At 71.6% G+C, this 14,250-nt stretch carries 12 protein-coding genes; 4 read left to right on the top strand and 8 right to left on the bottom strand.

Going from position 1 to position 14,250, the window contains the following annotated elements; all coding sequences use genetic code 11:
- Window positions 1–43: 43 nt before the first annotated feature.
- On the bottom strand, window positions 44–181 hold the full coding sequence (locus tag ACFPLC_RS11025; RefSeq protein ID WP_378235796.1) for a hypothetical protein: 138 nt from the start codon (window positions 179–181) through the stop codon (window positions 44–46).
- Window positions 157–969, bottom strand: coding sequence for a (2Fe-2S)-binding protein (locus ACFPLC_RS11020; RefSeq protein ID WP_378200294.1), 813 nt, complete (start codon window positions 967–969; stop codon window positions 157–159). The genes ACFPLC_RS11025 and ACFPLC_RS11020 overlap by 25 nt, the downstream gene beginning before the upstream one ends.
- A gap of 373 nt (window positions 970–1,342) precedes the next feature.
- On the opposite strand from ACFPLC_RS11020, the gene ACFPLC_RS11015 reads away from it, so the two are divergent.
- The 3 genes from ACFPLC_RS11015 to ACFPLC_RS11005 all read left to right on the top strand — a co-directional run bounded on the left by ACFPLC_RS11015 (window position 1,343) and on the right by ACFPLC_RS11005 (window position 6,229).
- Window positions 1,343–3,898, top strand: coding sequence for an ATP-dependent Clp protease ATP-binding subunit (locus ACFPLC_RS11015; RefSeq protein WP_364465175.1), 2,556 nt, complete (start codon window positions 1,343–1,345; stop codon window positions 3,896–3,898).
- Window positions 3,899–4,103: 205 nt separating this feature from the next.
- Window positions 4,104–4,466: a helix-turn-helix domain-containing protein gene (locus tag ACFPLC_RS11010; protein WP_378200535.1), complete on the top strand. Its 363-nt coding sequence runs from the start codon at window positions 4,104–4,106 to the stop codon at window positions 4,464–4,466.
- A gap of 59 nt (window positions 4,467–4,525) precedes the next feature.
- On the top strand, window positions 4,526–6,229 hold the full coding sequence (locus ACFPLC_RS11005) for an Hsp70 family protein (protein WP_378200291.1): 1,704 nt from the start codon (window positions 4,526–4,528) through the stop codon (window positions 6,227–6,229).
- Window positions 6,230–6,231: 2 nt separating this feature from the next.
- On the opposite strand, the gene ACFPLC_RS11000 is transcribed toward ACFPLC_RS11005, so the two are convergent.
- The 6 genes from ACFPLC_RS11000 to ACFPLC_RS10975 form a co-directional block, all read right to left on the bottom strand.
- The gene (locus tag ACFPLC_RS11000; RefSeq protein WP_378200288.1) at window positions 6,232–6,690 is read right to left on the bottom strand and encodes a YbaB/EbfC family nucleoid-associated protein; all 459 of its coding nucleotides are present in this window, start codon (window positions 6,688–6,690) and stop codon (window positions 6,232–6,234) included.
- On the bottom strand, window positions 6,683–7,741 hold the full coding sequence (locus tag ACFPLC_RS10995; protein WP_378200285.1) for a hypothetical protein: 1,059 nt from the start codon (window positions 7,739–7,741) through the stop codon (window positions 6,683–6,685). Before ACFPLC_RS10995 ends, ACFPLC_RS11000 begins: the two co-directional genes overlap by 8 nt.
- Before the next feature lies 1 nt (window position 7,742).
- Window positions 7,743–8,123, bottom strand: a complete 381-nt coding sequence (locus ACFPLC_RS10990; protein WP_378200282.1) for a hypothetical protein — start codon at window positions 8,121–8,123, stop codon at window positions 7,743–7,745.
- 125 nt (window positions 8,124–8,248) lie between these two features.
- Window positions 8,249–8,683, bottom strand: coding sequence for a hypothetical protein (locus tag ACFPLC_RS10985; protein ID WP_378200279.1), 435 nt, complete (start codon window positions 8,681–8,683; stop codon window positions 8,249–8,251).
- Window positions 8,680–9,321, bottom strand: coding sequence for a pyroglutamyl-peptidase I (gene pcp / locus ACFPLC_RS10980; protein WP_378200276.1), 642 nt, complete (start codon window positions 9,319–9,321; stop codon window positions 8,680–8,682). Before pcp ends, ACFPLC_RS10985 begins: the two co-directional genes overlap by 4 nt.
- A 68-nt stretch (window positions 9,322–9,389) precedes the next feature.
- On the bottom strand, window positions 9,390–10,820 hold the full coding sequence (locus tag ACFPLC_RS10975; RefSeq protein ID WP_378200273.1) for a M1 family metallopeptidase: 1,431 nt from the start codon (window positions 10,818–10,820) through the stop codon (window positions 9,390–9,392).
- Between the two features lie 250 nt (window positions 10,821–11,070).
- Here ACFPLC_RS10975 and ACFPLC_RS10970 point away from each other — a divergent pair, with 250 nt between their 5' ends.
- A complete protein-coding gene (locus ACFPLC_RS10970; RefSeq protein ID WP_378235795.1) occupies window positions 11,071–14,238 on the top strand; it encodes an AfsR/SARP family transcriptional regulator in 3,168 nt (1,055 codons plus the stop codon).
- The last annotated feature ends 12 nt before the right edge of the window (window positions 14,239–14,250 follow it).

Here is a 14,250-nt window from a genome sequence, read left to right as displayed (position 1 = left end):
GGTGGCGCCGGGTCAAGGCACGCTTTCCCGCCTTGACGCGGTGCTACCGGCCGTAGTCACAATCGCGGCTTCGGGGTGGTGGGCACCAAGCCGCCAGCCAGGCCGGCAGGAACACCGCGACCGACTCGCCGCCGGGGAGCGGCTGGACCCCGCCGCCTACCGCGAACAGGTCCGCGGACACCCATCACACTCAGCCGACGACGGCAGCAGGTACGAAAAACAGCAGCTCTCACGCCGCCGAGTCCACTCGCGGCTCTCGGTCAACCTCAGCGTCGATGCCGACGTCAGCGGGGGATACCGCTCGTCGAGCACCAAAGCCGCGTCCGCGACCCCCGCCCCCTCGGCCTCCGGTGTGCCGCCCTGGCGGCCCGCCCACCACAGCGAGTTCTCCAGCGCGTCCGTCGCCGCCGCCCAGAGGGTTCGGCGGCCCAGTCTGCTGATCGGCGCGTACGCCCGGACGAACTGGGCCGCGTGGGCCAGGTAGCGGGCCCGCAGGACCGCCGCCAGTGCGCGCTCGTCGCGGACCACCGTGGCCTCCGGGCGGGCCGAGCCCGGGTCGGTCGGGAGGCAGTGGAACGCGTCACCCAGCACCGCCATGCCGTCCGGATGGGGACGGTCGTCCGACAGACGGAACGCCAGCTCCGCCGGCTTCAGCGACGGCACGCGACGCTCGTGGTGCCACAACAGCGCGCCGACGTACGCCGGGACGTGCAGGTACCACGTCAGGACCCAGCTCGCCGTTGTCGGGGCCGGTGCCGCCGAGTGCTCGCGCAGCAGCCAGTCGCCCAGGAGGCCGCGCCACTCGCCGAAGTACGAGGGCGTCTGCAGCAGCTCCGAACAGCGGATCCAGCCCGCCGGGACGTCACTGCGCAGCTCGCTGCGTTCCTGCAGGCCGGAAACCCGCCGCAACGACGACGCGAGGCCATCGCCGACCTCGCGTGCGTCACGGAAGGACCGCTGCTGGTTCAACCGCGGCCCTCCTCGAAGCGCCGTAGGGGATTAGGCGTGCCTAACCTTACAGGCCCGCCGTGGCTGCGCCAATCGGGTGGCGACGTGATCCGGCACTCCCAGCTTGCGGACTGTTCGCGGTGAGCGGACACCGCGCGGATGGCGGAATCCAGGTGGCCGCTCGCACGTTGGGCTTGACGTAAAGGTGCAGGGCAACCTGATGATGGGAGCACCCGGGAGATGCCACGTCCGGGTGCGGAAACGACCGCGAGAAGCCGTAGTGGTAAGCCAGCGCGACCGCTTGGCTACTAGAGTGGTCTCACGGTGCTGAATCCATCGCGGTGAAAGCACGCGATGGAAACGGGCCGCCGGCGCAGCAGTCGAGGGAGTGCACATGTTTGAGAGGTTCACCGACCGCGCGAGGCGGGTGGTCGTCCTGGCTCAAGAAGAGGCCAGGATGCTCAACCACAACTACATCGGCACCGAGCACATCCTCCTGGGTCTGATCCACGAGGGTGAGGGTGTCGCCGCCAAGGCGCTGGAGTCGCTGGGCATCGCCCTGGAGGGCGTGCGCCAGCAGGTCGAGGAGATCATCGGCCAGGGCCAGCAGGCGCCGAGCGGGCACATCCCGTTCACGCCGCGGGCGAAGAAGGTGCTGGAGCTGTCGCTGCGCGAAGCGCTGCAGCTCGGCCACAACTACATCGGTACCGAGCACATCCTGCTGGGCCTGATCCGCGAGGGCGAGGGCGTCGCCGCGCAGGTGCTGGTCAAGCTGGGTGCGGACCTGAACCGCGTCCGCCAGCAGGTGCTCCAGCTGCTCTCGGGCTACCAGGGCAAGGAGTCCACCGAAACCGGTTCCGGCGGCCGTGGTGAGGGCACCCCGTCGTCGTCGCTGGTCCTCGACCAGTTCGGCCGCAACATGACCGTGCTCGCCCGCGAGGGCAAGCTCGACCCGGTCATCGGGCGCGGCAAGGAGATCGAGCGGGTCATGCAGGTGCTGTCCCGCCGGACCAAGAACAACCCGGTGCTCATCGGCGAGCCGGGCGTCGGCAAGACCGCCGTCGTCGAGGGCCTCGCGCAGAGCATCGTCAAGGGCGAGGTGCCCGAGACGCTCAAGGACAAGCAGCTCTACACGCTGGACCTGGGCTCCCTGGTCGCCGGCTCCCGCTACCGCGGTGACTTCGAAGAGCGCCTGAAGAAGGTGCTCAAGGAGATCAAGACCCGCGGCGACATCATCCTGTTCATCGACGAGCTGCACACGCTGGTCGGGGCGGGTGCCGCCGAGGGCGCGATCGACGCGGCTTCGATCCTGAAGCCGATGCTCGCCCGCGGTGAGCTGCAGACGATCGGCGCGACCACGCTCGAGGAGTACCGCAAGTACATCGAGAAGGACGCCGCCCTCGAGCGCCGGTTCCAGCCGATCCAGGTCGGCGAGCCGTCGCTGGAGCACACGATCGAGATCCTCAAGGGCCTGCGCGACCGGTACGAGGCGCACCACCGCGTCTCGATCACCGACTCGGCGCTGGTCGCCGCCGCGACCCTGGCGGACCGGTACATCAACGACCGGTTCCTCCCGGACAAGGCGATCGACCTGATCGACGAGGCCGGCGCCCGGATGCGCATCCGCCGGATGACCGCGCCGCCGGACCTGCGCGAGTTCGACGAGAAGATCGCGAACGTCCGCCGCGACAAGGAGTCCGCGATCGACGCGCAGGACTTCGAGCGGGCCGCCCGCCTGCGTGACGAGGAGAAGACCCTCCTCGGCCAGAAGGGCGAGCGGGAGAAGCAGTGGAAGGACGGCGACCTCGACGTCGTCGCCGAGGTCGACGACGAGCAGATCGCGGAGGTGCTGGCCAACTGGACCGGCATCCCGGTGTTCAAGCTGACCGAGGAGGAGACCACCCGGCTGCTGCGCATGGAGGAAGAGCTCCACAAGCGCATCATCGGCCAGGAGGACGCGGTCAAGGCCGTCTCGCAGGCGATCCGCCGTACGCGTGCCGGTCTGAAGGACCCGAAGCGCCCGTCGGGCTCGTTCATCTTCGCCGGCCCGTCCGGTGTCGGTAAGACCGAGCTGTCGAAGGCGCTGGCCTCGTTCCTGTTCGGCGAGGACGACGCGCTCATCCAGATCGACATGGGTGAGTTCCACGACCGCTACACCGCTTCGCGGCTCTTCGGTGCCCCTCCGGGCTACGTCGGCTACGAAGAGGGCGGCCAGCTGACGGAGAAGGTGCGTCGCAAGCCGTTCTCGGTGGTCCTGTTCGACGAGATCGAGAAGGCGCACCAGGAGATCTACAACACGCTCCTGCAGGTGCTGGAAGACGGCCGCCTGACCGACGGTCAGGGCCGCACGGTCGACTTCAAGAACACGGTCCTCATCTTCACGTCCAACCTGGGCACGTCGGACATCTCGAAGTCCGTCTCGCTCGGGTTCGCCGGGTCCAACGACACCGGCACCCGGTACGAGAAGATGAAGCAGAAGGTCAACGAGGAAATGAAGAAGCATTTCCGCCCGGAGTTCCTGAACCGGATCGATGACATCATCGTGTTCCACCAGCTGACGCAGGAACAGATCATCCAGATGGTCGACCTGATGATCGGGCGCGTGGAGACGCAGCTCAAGGCCAAGGACATGGAGCTGGAGCTCACGGCCAAGGCCAAGTCGCTGCTGGCCAAGCGCGGCTTCGACCCGGTGCTGGGCGCGCGGCCGCTGCGCCGCACGATCCAGCGCGAGATCGAGGACCAGCTGTCGGAGAAGATCCTGTTCGGCGAGGTCGAGCCGGGTCAGATCATCCTGGTCGACGTCGAGGGCTGGAGCGGCAACCCGGAGGACAAGGACGACCAGGCGCGGTTCACCTTCCGCGGCGAGCGTCGCCCGTCGTCCATCCCGGACGCCCCGCCGGTCAGCATCGGCGCGGGCCACGAAGAGCAGGGCGAAGCCGAAGGCGAGTGATCGGCTGAAGTAGTACGCCAGAAGGGCGGTTCCCCCGGAGGGGGGGAGCCGCCCTTCGGCTTTCCGGTGTGCTTCGCCCACCGGAGCATTGAGATCAGGATCCTGTCGCTTTCGATCCGGTGCGCTGTATTGCTCCGGTGGCCGAGGACGCGGCCGGGAGCGGCGGTTCCGGGACCACCTGCGAGCCGGAGAGGAGGGCTGAGTGATGAGCCGGTCTTGGAAGGAAGTCAAAGCCGAGAAGCTCGCCATCGACCGTGCGGCCGGTCGCGACGTCGATGCCGCGCGCGTCGCTGCGCGGGAGGCGACCGAGGCTTATGTGCTCGGTTTCCGCCTTGCTCAGCTCCGGGAGGACGCCGGTGTCAGCCAGACCGAGCTCGCGCGGCGCATGGGGGTCAGCCAGCCGCGGATCAGCCAGCTCGAACAGGGTGACCCGGGACAGATGGCGCTGGACACCCTTCGCCGCTACATCACGGCCCTCGGCGGCCGGATGCGGGTGGTCGCCGACTTCGAGGGTCACGACGTCACCGTTTCGGCCGCTCAGGGGGAGCACACCGACGCCCGCGCCTGAGCGGAGCGGTGCCTCCGGCGCGTGAGACGATGCCCGCGGACCTTGGGAGGGGAATCCGCGTGGACGTGCTCTCGATCGACTTCGGGACTTCCAGCACCGTCGGTGTCCTCTCGGCCTTCGGCCGCGGACCCCGGGCCATCGAGGTCGACGGGTCGGTCACCATGTCCTCCGCCGTCTACGTCAACGATGACGGCCTGCTCGTCGTCGGGCAGGATGCCGAACGGCGGGCGCGCCTCGATCCCAGCCGGTTCGAACCCAACCCGAAACGCCGGATCGACGAAGGCGCCATCCGGCTCGGCGATGCCGATGTCCACGTCGGAGACGCCTTCGCCGCCGTCCTGCGCAGGATGGGTGAGGAGGCCGAACGGCAGCTCGGGCACCCGCCCGCGCAAACCAGGATCTCGCACCCCGCCGGCTGGGCCGCCGACCGGCAGGACGTCCTGCGGGACGCCGCCGCGAAAGCGCGGCTCGCCGATGTCCGGCTGATCCCCGAACCGGTCGCCGCCGCGGCGCACTACGCCAGTCTCGGGCGGCGGGCCGGTGGGCCCATCGGGGTCTACGACCTCGGGGCCGGCACCTTCGACTGCGCCGTCGTCGGGGTGACGCGGCAGGGCTTCGCCGTGCTCGCCGAGGACGGCCTGCCCGATCTCGGCAGCCTCGACATCGACCAGGCCCTGCTCGTCCACATCGGACGGTCCGTCTCGCACGCGGATCCCGCGCAGTGGCAACGCCTCCTGCGGCCGCAGACCACCGCCGACCGGCGGGCGCGGCGGGCGCTGCTGCAGGACGTCCGCGACGCCAAGGAAAGCCTCTCGCGGCACGTGCAGACCCACGTGCCGATGCCCGAGCCCTTCGGCGACGTCCTGGTCAGCCGAGACGAGCTCGAGGCGCTCGTGCGACCCAGCCTGCTGCGCAGCGCCGAACTGCTCGCCGCCACCATCCGCCGCGCCGGCCTCACCCCGGCGCAGCTCGGCGGGGTCTACCTCGTCGGCGGGCCGAGCCGGATGCCGCTGCTGGCCGGCCTGCTCGGGCGGCAGCTCGGCGTCGCCCCGACCACTCAGGACCAGCCCGAGACGGCCGTCGCGTTCGGGCTCCACCACGTTCCGCTCGGCACCGCCGGCGACCTCACCGTGCCCGCCTTCGCGCCCGTCCGCCCGCCGGTGACGCCGCCGCGGCCGCAACCGTGGCAGCAAGCCCGGCCGCCGCAGTCCCCACCGCCCCCGCCGGAACCGCGCCGGAAGCGCAAGCCCTGGTTCCTCGCGCTCGCCGTGCTCCTGGTCGCCGCGGTCGTGGCCACCGTCGTCGTGTTCGTCATCCGCGACCAGGCCGCGCGGGCCGCGGCGGACTGCACGCAGACGACCGAGCGCGACCGGGCCGGGTTCACCCCGTGCCTGCGCTTGCTGGCCGGGGCCGTCGCGGACCGGGGCACCTGCAAGGAAAACGACCACTTCGCCCAACTGCTGGGCGCCCAGCTCTCGGTCGTCTGCGACTTCACGGGCGGCAGCGTCCGCTACTTCCAGGGCTTGACCACCGAATACGTCGAGGCGAACACGAAGCTGACGCCCGCCGGCAGCGCCGTCGGCCGCGGCACCTGGGACGGCGGCGGGCTGCACGGCGAGTATCTGGCCAGGGCCGACAAGAAGTCGTCGCTCGTGCTCTTCGGCGTGCACGAGCGCCGGGTGGCCGCGATCTACCTCACGGAAGAACCCCGCCGCCTCGAGGAGCTGCTCGCGGGATTCACCCGCGAGGTCAAGCCGGCCTGACTTCACCAGGCCCGGTCGAGCCGCATGCCCCGGCCGTACCAGTCGTCGTCCGCGACCGGCCCGGGCGGTGGTGCCTCGGCCGGGGTGTCCGTCGACCGGTCCTTCAGCACCTTCCCGTCGGGCTCGGCGGCCGGAACCGCGGGTGCGGCCACCGGCACCGGTTCCGGCTCGAACTGCACCCGCCAGCGCAGCCGGTCCATCAGGTAGCCGCCGCTGCCCAGCGGCGCCAGCAGCTGCCCCGTCCGCTTCGCCGACTCGCGCTGCGCTTCGACGTACGTGCGCAGGACCGCATCCGCGATTTCGGACGGCGACATCCCCGAGACGGCGTCGGTGAGCCGCAGCCGGGTCAGCACGCCGTCGGTGTTGACCGACAGGGAAACCGCGCCGTCGGCGGACGTCGCCGTCGCCGACAGCGCGGACAGTTCGGCCAGGAGGGCGTCGCGGTCCGGCCCGTCAGCCATCCAGCCTCCCGGCGTGGGTGGCACCGCTGGACACCTGGCCGTCGGAGGCGATGTCGACGTTCGCGTCGCGGACGTTCTTCTCGGTCTGCCGCGACGTGCGGTCGGTTTCGAAGTTGTCCGGGTCGAAGCTCGAGCCCGGGCTGACGTCCGGCGCGTCCGGGATCTTCGGCAGGTCGACGGCTTCGTCGCCGATGCGGTTCGCCAGCGTCTGCGCCGCGTCGACGGCGCCGTCGCGGATCTTGCCCGCGCTGTCCACGAAGCTCTGGTACAGGTCGAACCCGTTGTCGCCGGTGATCTCCGCCTGGTTCGCCACCACCGCGGTGATCGCGCCGCCGGCGGCGTTCCCGGCGATGATCGCGCCGTTGGCCATGGTGAAGATCGTCGCGCCGGCCGCGGCGCCCGCACCGGCGGTGGCCACGGTGAGCAGCCCAGTGACCGCGCCCGCGAACGTCGCCGCCAGCACCTTCGACGCGGCCGCTTCGCGCTTGCGCTCCTGCGACTTCTGGTAGTCCTCCGCGGTCTTCTTGAACGTGGAGCCGAGGTTGCTGAGGTCCTGCCGGGCCGACGCGATGGCCTCGCGCGCGGCGACGATGTCGCTCTCCAGGATGGTGATCTTGGTTTCCACCTCGGTGAAGGCGTCCGCGAGGTCGTTGAGGTAGGCCTTGACGGCGTTGGCCGCCGAGCCGCGCCAGACGTCGAGGAATTGCCGGGCGTCGTCGAGCTTCGGGCCCGAGTCGCGCTGCAGCGCCTTCCAGACGGCGTCGTGCCGCATGATCAGGCTCTGCAGGCCCTCGGCCGAGTCGTGGTCGATGTCGGCGTCGGAGAACTCGCGGTAGAAGGCGGCGACGTCGTCCTGCATCTTCTCGAAGCCGTCGTCGCCGGGGCCCATGCCGAAGATCCAGTCGGTCATCCGCAGGATTTCCAGCGCGTCGAGGGCGTCGTTCGCGCCGTCCTTCAGATCCTCGGAGACGCCGTCCAGCAGCTCGGCGCGGCGATTGTCACCACTGGACATCGGCTGGGCGTCGAGCCCGGTGTCGAAGTAGCCGTCCACGTCAGTTCCCCTCCAGACCCGCGGCCGCGCGGTTGACGTGCTGCTTCGAGTCGGCGTCGGCCTTTTCGTACAGCTCCGCGACCCGCATCAGCGCGTGACTGGTGTCCGCGGTGGTCTGGTGCAGCTGCGCGACCAGGCTCTGGATCTTCGCCAGGTGGTCGTTGTAGGCCGCGGCGACGGCCGGCATGCCGAGCGTGCGCCCGAAGGCGTTGTCGGCCGGGAACATCGCGCCGAGGCCGCCGAAGAGACCGCCGCCGTCCGCCTTGACGGGAACGTCGGTGCCGCGCAGGCCGTTCGACGCGGCTTCCGCGGCGTCGGCCGCTCCTTGGAGGGCTCGGGCCGAGTCCCGCAGGTCCTGCAGGTCGGTCTCGAATCCGATCATCACTCACCTCTTGGTCGGGCTGCGCGTTCCGGACATGTAAACACCGTTCGATCATGGGACAGGCTGGTTTGCCGACGGTGTGCCTCAGATCACGAGGGCCTGGCCGGACCGGGGAGCCGCGGCCGTCAGCGGTGGGTCAGCCGCGACCCGCCGGCGAACGCGATCCACGCCTGGACGACCCCGAACGCGAGCGCGGTGACCAGCACCGGCGGCGCGTGGGCCGACGCGGCGGCGCCGAACGGCTCGACGAGCACGACCGGCAGCAGGAACGCGCCGACCAGGACCCGGCGTCTCGGCTCGATGCCGGCGATGGCCAGCACCGGCCACATCACGAAACCGGCGAACAGCGCCGTGACGACGGCGACCGCCGGGCCCCAGAAGATGACGCCCAGCCCGCACATGCTTTCGGGGTACTTCGCGGTCTCGGCCGCGCAGGACTGCTCCAGGTAGGTGGTCACCGTGTGCGCGAACAAGCCGATCCCCGCGCCGGTCAGCAGGGCGGTCACGCCGACGGTCAGCACCGCGCCGGGCCTCGCCCGGCGGTCCCGGTCGCGGGTCAATGCTCCGCGCCCGCGCTGACCCGCAGGTCCTCCGTCACCCGCAAGGCCGTGTCCGCCAACGCTTCCAGCGCGTCGGCGACCCGGTCCACGCCCAGTGACGCGTCGGCCTTGCCCGCCGCCGCGACCTGCTCCGGGCTGAACGGGACGTGCACGAACCCGCCGCGCACGCCCGGGAAGTCCGTCGCCAGCAGGTGCATCAGCCCGTAGAACACCTGGTTGCAGACGTACGTCCCGGCGGTGTGGGACACCGACGCCGGGACGCCCGCCGCGCGGATCGCGGCCACGCAGGCCTTCACCGGCAACGTCGTGAAGTAGGCCGCCGGGCCGTCCGGGACCACCGGGGTGTCGACCGGCTGGGCGCCCGCGTTGTCGGGGATGCGGGCGTCGATCAGGTTGATCGCCACCCGCTCCGGGGTCACCTCGGCGCGGCCGCCGGCCTGGCCGGCGCACACCACGAGCGACGGCCGGTGCGCTTCCAGAGCCCGCCGCAGCGCGGGGAGCGACGCCGCGAACTCGCAGGGCAGCTCGACCGCCGTGACGTCGTCCCGGCGCGCGGCCACCAGCGAAACCGCTTGCCACGACGGGTTGACCGGCTCGCCGCCGAACGGCGCGAACCCCGTCATCAGCACCCTGGCCATGTCCCCTCCCGAAGCGAAAGCGTCGAGGCCACCCTACGTCCGCGGGGTGGCCTCGACGAGGAGCGCGATCAGGCGGCGGGCTTCAGCCCACCCGGGTAGAGGTACTGGTCAGCCGGCTTGCCGGTGCCGTACACCCACGCGTCGAAGAAGCCCTGGAGGCTCCGGTGCGCGGCGAACTCGGTGAACCGCTGGAACTCCTGCATGCTCGCGTTCCCGTCGCGGTGCAGCGACGGCCAGGTCTTCAGGACCCAGGAGAAGGGCTGCTCGCCGATGTAGTTGCGCAGCGCGTGCAGCATCATCGGGCCCTTCGAGTACACGTACGTGAACTCGTTGCCCTGGCCCATGTCGTAGAGCTTGCCGTTCCAGAGCCGCGCCGGCGCCTTCTTGACGTCGTCGGCGTACTGCTTGTTCAGGTCGACGCCCTCCTTCGCCTCGTCCCACAGCCAGGTGGCGTAGGAGGCGAAGCACTCGTTGAGGCAGACGTCGCGCCAGTGGGAGACCGCCACCGAGTCGCCGTACCACTGGTGGGCGTTCTCGTGGACGATCGTCGGCACCGTGCCCGCCCAGCCCGCGGAGTAGATCGGCCGGCTCATCGTCTCGAGCGAGAAGCCGATCTCCTCGTTGAGGAAGATGCCGCCCGCCGCGTCGATCGGGTACTTGCCGAACTTCGACTCGAGGAAGTCGAGGATCTCCGGCAGCCGCGCCTCGGCCTGCTTGGTCGAGTCCGGGGTGCCCGGGGCGAACGCGCTGACGATCGGGGTGCCGTCCTTGCGCTTCTGGCGGTCGAAGGTCCACTTGTCGATCGCGACCGTCGTCATGTACGGCACGATCGGCGTCTCTTCGGCCCAGACGTGCGTGGTGCCGCCGGGCGCTTTGTGCGTGCCGCGCTCGCGGCCGTTGGCGATCACGCCCCACTCGTCGGGCACGGTGATCGCCAGGTGGAAGGTGGCCTTGTCGAGCGGGGTGTCGTTGACCGGGTACCAGGTCGTGGCCGACCGCGGCTCACCGGCGACGAACGCGCCGCCCGCACGGGCGAACTGCCAGCCGTTGTTGCCGAGCGCCGGGTCGCTGATCGGGGCGGGCACGCCGTGGTAGGCGATCTTGACGTGGAAGCGCTGGCCGCGCCACAGCGCCCGCGACGGCGTGATGACGAGCTCGTGGTCCCCGGTCCGGGTGAACGCCGCGTCGCGGCCGTCGACCTTCACCGAGTCGACCGTCAGGCCCTTGAAGTCCAGGTCGAACGAGCTGAGCGACTGCGTCGCCCGCGCGGCGATGTCCTGGTCGCCGGTGAGCTGGCGGGTCGCCGGGTCGTAGCCGACCTTGAGGTTGTAGTCGGCGACGTCGTAGCCGCCGTTGCCGTCCTGCGGGTAGTAGCTGTCGCCGGCGCCGTCGCTGCCCGGCTTCGCACCCCAGCCGTCGCCGGCCGCGGCGACCCCGGTGCCGAGGCAGAGACCGGCGACCACGGCGGCCGCCACCACAGCCGGTTTTTGTCCCCTCATGAACGCTCCTGTCCGTGTGCGGATGGGCATCGTCCGCAACGTATCGCCACGAACGGGTGAACCGGGAGAGCGCGTCGTATTTATCCGGATAATCAGCACTTCCGTCGGCCCGCCCCGGCGGCGGGCCTCCCATGGCTCGCCACCGGGGCAGGCCCGCCTTGGCGCTGAGCCGCCGACCGCGAACGGTGCTCGGCCTCCAGGCTGGGCGCCGCCGAACACAGCCCAGGCCGGCGTCTGGAAAGCTGGACGCATGCGCGTTGCGCTGCTGGGCCCGCTGCGGGCAGTGGAAGACGACGGCACGCCGATCGACATCGGCGGGGCCCGCCTTCGCACGCTCCTGGCCCGGCTGGCGCTGGACGCCGGGCGCGCGGTTCCGGCCGACGCGCTCGTCGACGGGCTCTGGGGTGGCGAACCGCCGGCCGACGCGGCCAATGCCCTGCAGTCGCTGGTCTCGCGGCTGCGGAAAGCCCTGCCGGTGCCCGTGGAGTCCGGGCCGGGTGGCTACCGGCTCGCCATCGACCCCGGCGACGTCGACGCCGAGCGGTTCGAACGGCTCGCCGCCGAGGGGCGTCGCGAGCTGGCCGCCTGCCGTGACGCCCGCGCCGCCGACCTGCTCACCGAGGCCCTCGCGCTGTGGCAGGGCGCTGCCCTCGCCGACGTCCTCGACGCGCCCTTCGCGCTCGCGCCCGCGCGGCGGCTCACCGAGCTGCGCGCCGAGGCGGCCGAGGATCGCTTCGAAGCCCTGATCCGGCTGGGTGAGCACGCCGGCGTGCTGGCCGACCTGGCCGCGGCGGCCGACGCCGACCCGCTGCGCGAACGGCTCGCCGGGCTGCGGATCCGCGCGCTGTGCGCGGCCGGACGGCAGCCGGAAGCCCTGGCCGTCTACGCCGGGATCCGCCGCACCCTGGCCGACCAGCTCGGCGTCGACCCCTCCGCCGAGCTGCAGCAGATCCACGTCGCCGCGCTGCGGGGCGAGTTCGCGCCGCCGTCACCCGTGGCAGACCGGCTGCCGACCCGGCTGACCACCTTCGTCGGCCGCGACGACGAGCTCAAGCTGCTGGCCGAACTCCTCGGCGGCGCCCGGCTGGTCACCCTGACCGGGCCGGGCGGGGCGGGCAAGACCCGGCTGGCCACCGAGGCGGCGTCGCGGCACCCCGCGCACCAGCGGGGCCGGGTCTGGTTCGCCGCGCTGGCCGGCGTCCGCGACCCCGACGACGTCGCCGGTGCGCTGCTGGGCGCGCTGGAGGTCCGCGAGATCCGCACCGAGACCGAGGTCCACCGGCGGCCGCCGGATCCGGTCGCGCAGGCCGTCGAGGTGCTCGGCGGCGAGGAAGCCCTGCTGGTGCTGGACAATTGCGAGCACGTCGTCGACGCCGCCGCGGGGCTGGCCGACGAACTGCTGCACCGGGCGCCGCGGCTGCGGATCCTGGCCACCAGCCGCGAGCCGCTGGCCATCACCGGGGAGGCGCTCTGCCCGCTCGGCCCGCTGCCGGTGCCCGCGGAACGCGCCGCGCCCGAAGAGGCCGCCGAGCTCGACTCGACGCGGCTGTTCCTCGACCGGGCCGCGGCGGTCCGTCCCGACTTCGTGCTCGACGAGTCCACTGTGGACCAGGTCGGAGAGATCTGCCGACGGCTCGACGGGATGCCCCTCGCCTTGGAGCTGGCCGCGGCGCGGCTGCGGTCGATGACCGTGGCCCAGATCGCCGGCCGCCTCGGCGACCGGTTCCGGCTGCTCACCTCGGGCAGCCGGACGGCGCTGCCGAGGCAGCGGACGCTGCGCGCGGTCGTCGAGTGGAGCTGGGAACTGCTCGCCGAACCCGAGTTGGTGCTGGCCCGGCGGCTCGCGGTGTTCGCCGGCGGGGCGGAACTGGCGCCGATCGAAGCCGTGTGCGCCGACGGGCTGCTGCCCGCCGCCGACGTGCCGTACGTGCTCGGCAGCCTGGTCGAGAAGTCCATAGTGGACACAGTCGACGCCGGGAACGGCGAGCCGCGCTACCGGATGCTCGAGACGCTGCGCGCGTACGCCACCGAGCGGCTGGTGGAGTCGGGCGAGCACGACCGGACGCGCCGGGCGATGGCGTCTTACTACGCCGAATTCGCCCAGCGGCTGGAGCCGACGCTGCGCACCGGCGCGCAGCTGGAGGCGATCGACGCGTTCGAGGTCGAGAGCGCGAACCTGATCGCGGCCCTGCGCGGCTCGATCGAGATGTCCGATGTGGACAACGCGGTCGCCCTGCTGGATGGGATGATCTGGTACTTCACCATTCTCGGCCAGGGCGGCCGGGCGGGCAGCCTGATCCACGACACGCTCGAGTTCGGCGACCGGCTGCCCGCCGAGGTCAGGGCCTCCTACCGGGTGCTCGTGCACCTCATGGACGAGGTCCCGGTGCGCTCGGACCGGGCCGGGATCCTGCGGCTGGTCGACGACTGCGTGCGCACCGGCGCGGTCGACCGCTACCCCGGCCTCGCGGTGGCCCTGCCGATGCTGGCCTTCCTCGGCGGCGATCGCGAGGTCGCCGTGCGCGAGGTGCGCCGGGCCGAACAGCACCCCGACCCGTGGACCCGCGCCGGCGGGTACTGGGTGGACAGCTTCCTGCTCGACGACGACGGCGACATCGAGGGCGCGGACCGGGCGCGCGACCTGGCCCACGCCGGGTTCGCGGAGGTCGGCGACCGCTGGGGCATCGCCATGACGCTCAGCTTCAAGGCCTACGCGCTCTCCCAGAGCGGCGAAAGCGCCAAGGCCATCGAGATCTACCAGGAGGGCCTCGCGCTCTCGATGGAGCTGCGGTCGCACGAGGACGCCGTGCAGCACTGGTGGCGGCTGGCCGTCGAGCGGGCGCGCACCGGGGACTTCGAAGGGGCCTGGCGCGACCAGGAAGCCGCGGAACGGTACGGCGAAGGCATCACGAACCTGCAGCACCGGGCCATCCTGATGTTCGGCAGGCTCGAACTGCTGCTGCGCACGGGCCGGCTGGCCGAAGCGCGGGCGCTGCTCGACCGCGTCGCCGCGATGGGCGGCGACGATTGGTTCCCCGGCGGCATCGGCGACGAGTTCATCCACGCGTTCGAAGCGCGGATCCTGCTGGCGCAGGGCCGCGCGGACGAGGCCGAGCCGCACGCGGCGATCGCGATCCGGGCGACGAGCCGGCGCGGCGACATGCCGGACATGGCCGGGGCGGTGGAGCTGCTGGCGATGATCCGCGAGCGGCAGGGCCGTCCCGAGGCCGCGGCTCGGGCGCTCGCCGCGTCCGCCGTCGTCCGCGGGCGGCTGGACCTCGGCAGCCCCGAGGTCCGGGCCCTCATCGCCGACCTCCGCGCGGCGCTCCCCGACTACGACACCCGCTACGAGCAGGGCCGGACGATGTCCAAGAAGGACGCCATCGCCTGGCTCCTCGACGAAATCGGTCGTGAGTGAGAAACAGTGTTA

Source organism: Amycolatopsis plumensis (assembly GCF_042652605.1).
Classification (GTDB): domain Bacteria; phylum Actinomycetota; class Actinomycetes; order Mycobacteriales; family Pseudonocardiaceae; genus Amycolatopsis; species Amycolatopsis plumensis.
Note: the sequence above shows the minus strand (reverse complement) of the source record. Positions and strands in the feature narration are given on the sequence as shown.

Excerpts from the sequence above, each read along its gene's own strand:
- ACFPLC_RS11015 (WP_364465175.1), top strand. The coding sequence starts at position 1,343 with ATGTTTGAGAGGTTCACCGACCGCGCGAGGCGGGTGGTCGTCCTGGCT.
- ACFPLC_RS11010 (WP_378200535.1), top strand. The coding sequence starts at position 4,104 with ATGAGCCGGTCTTGGAAGGAAGTCAAAGCCGAGAAGCTCGCCATCGAC.
- ACFPLC_RS11000 (WP_378200288.1), bottom strand. The coding sequence starts at position 6,690 with ATGGCTGACGGGCCGGACCGCGACGCCCTCCTGGCCGAACTGTCCGCG.
- ACFPLC_RS10990 (WP_378200282.1), bottom strand. The coding sequence starts at position 8,123 with ATGATCGGATTCGAGACCGACCTGCAGGACCTGCGGGACTCGGCCCGA.
- pcp (WP_378200276.1), bottom strand. The coding sequence starts at position 9,321 with ATGGCCAGGGTGCTGATGACGGGGTTCGCGCCGTTCGGCGGCGAGCCG.
- ACFPLC_RS10975 (WP_378200273.1), bottom strand. The coding sequence starts at position 10,820 with ATGAGGGGACAAAAACCGGCTGTGGTGGCGGCCGCCGTGGTCGCCGGT.
- ACFPLC_RS10970 (WP_378235795.1), top strand. The coding sequence starts at position 11,071 with ATGCGCGTTGCGCTGCTGGGCCCGCTGCGGGCAGTGGAAGACGACGGC.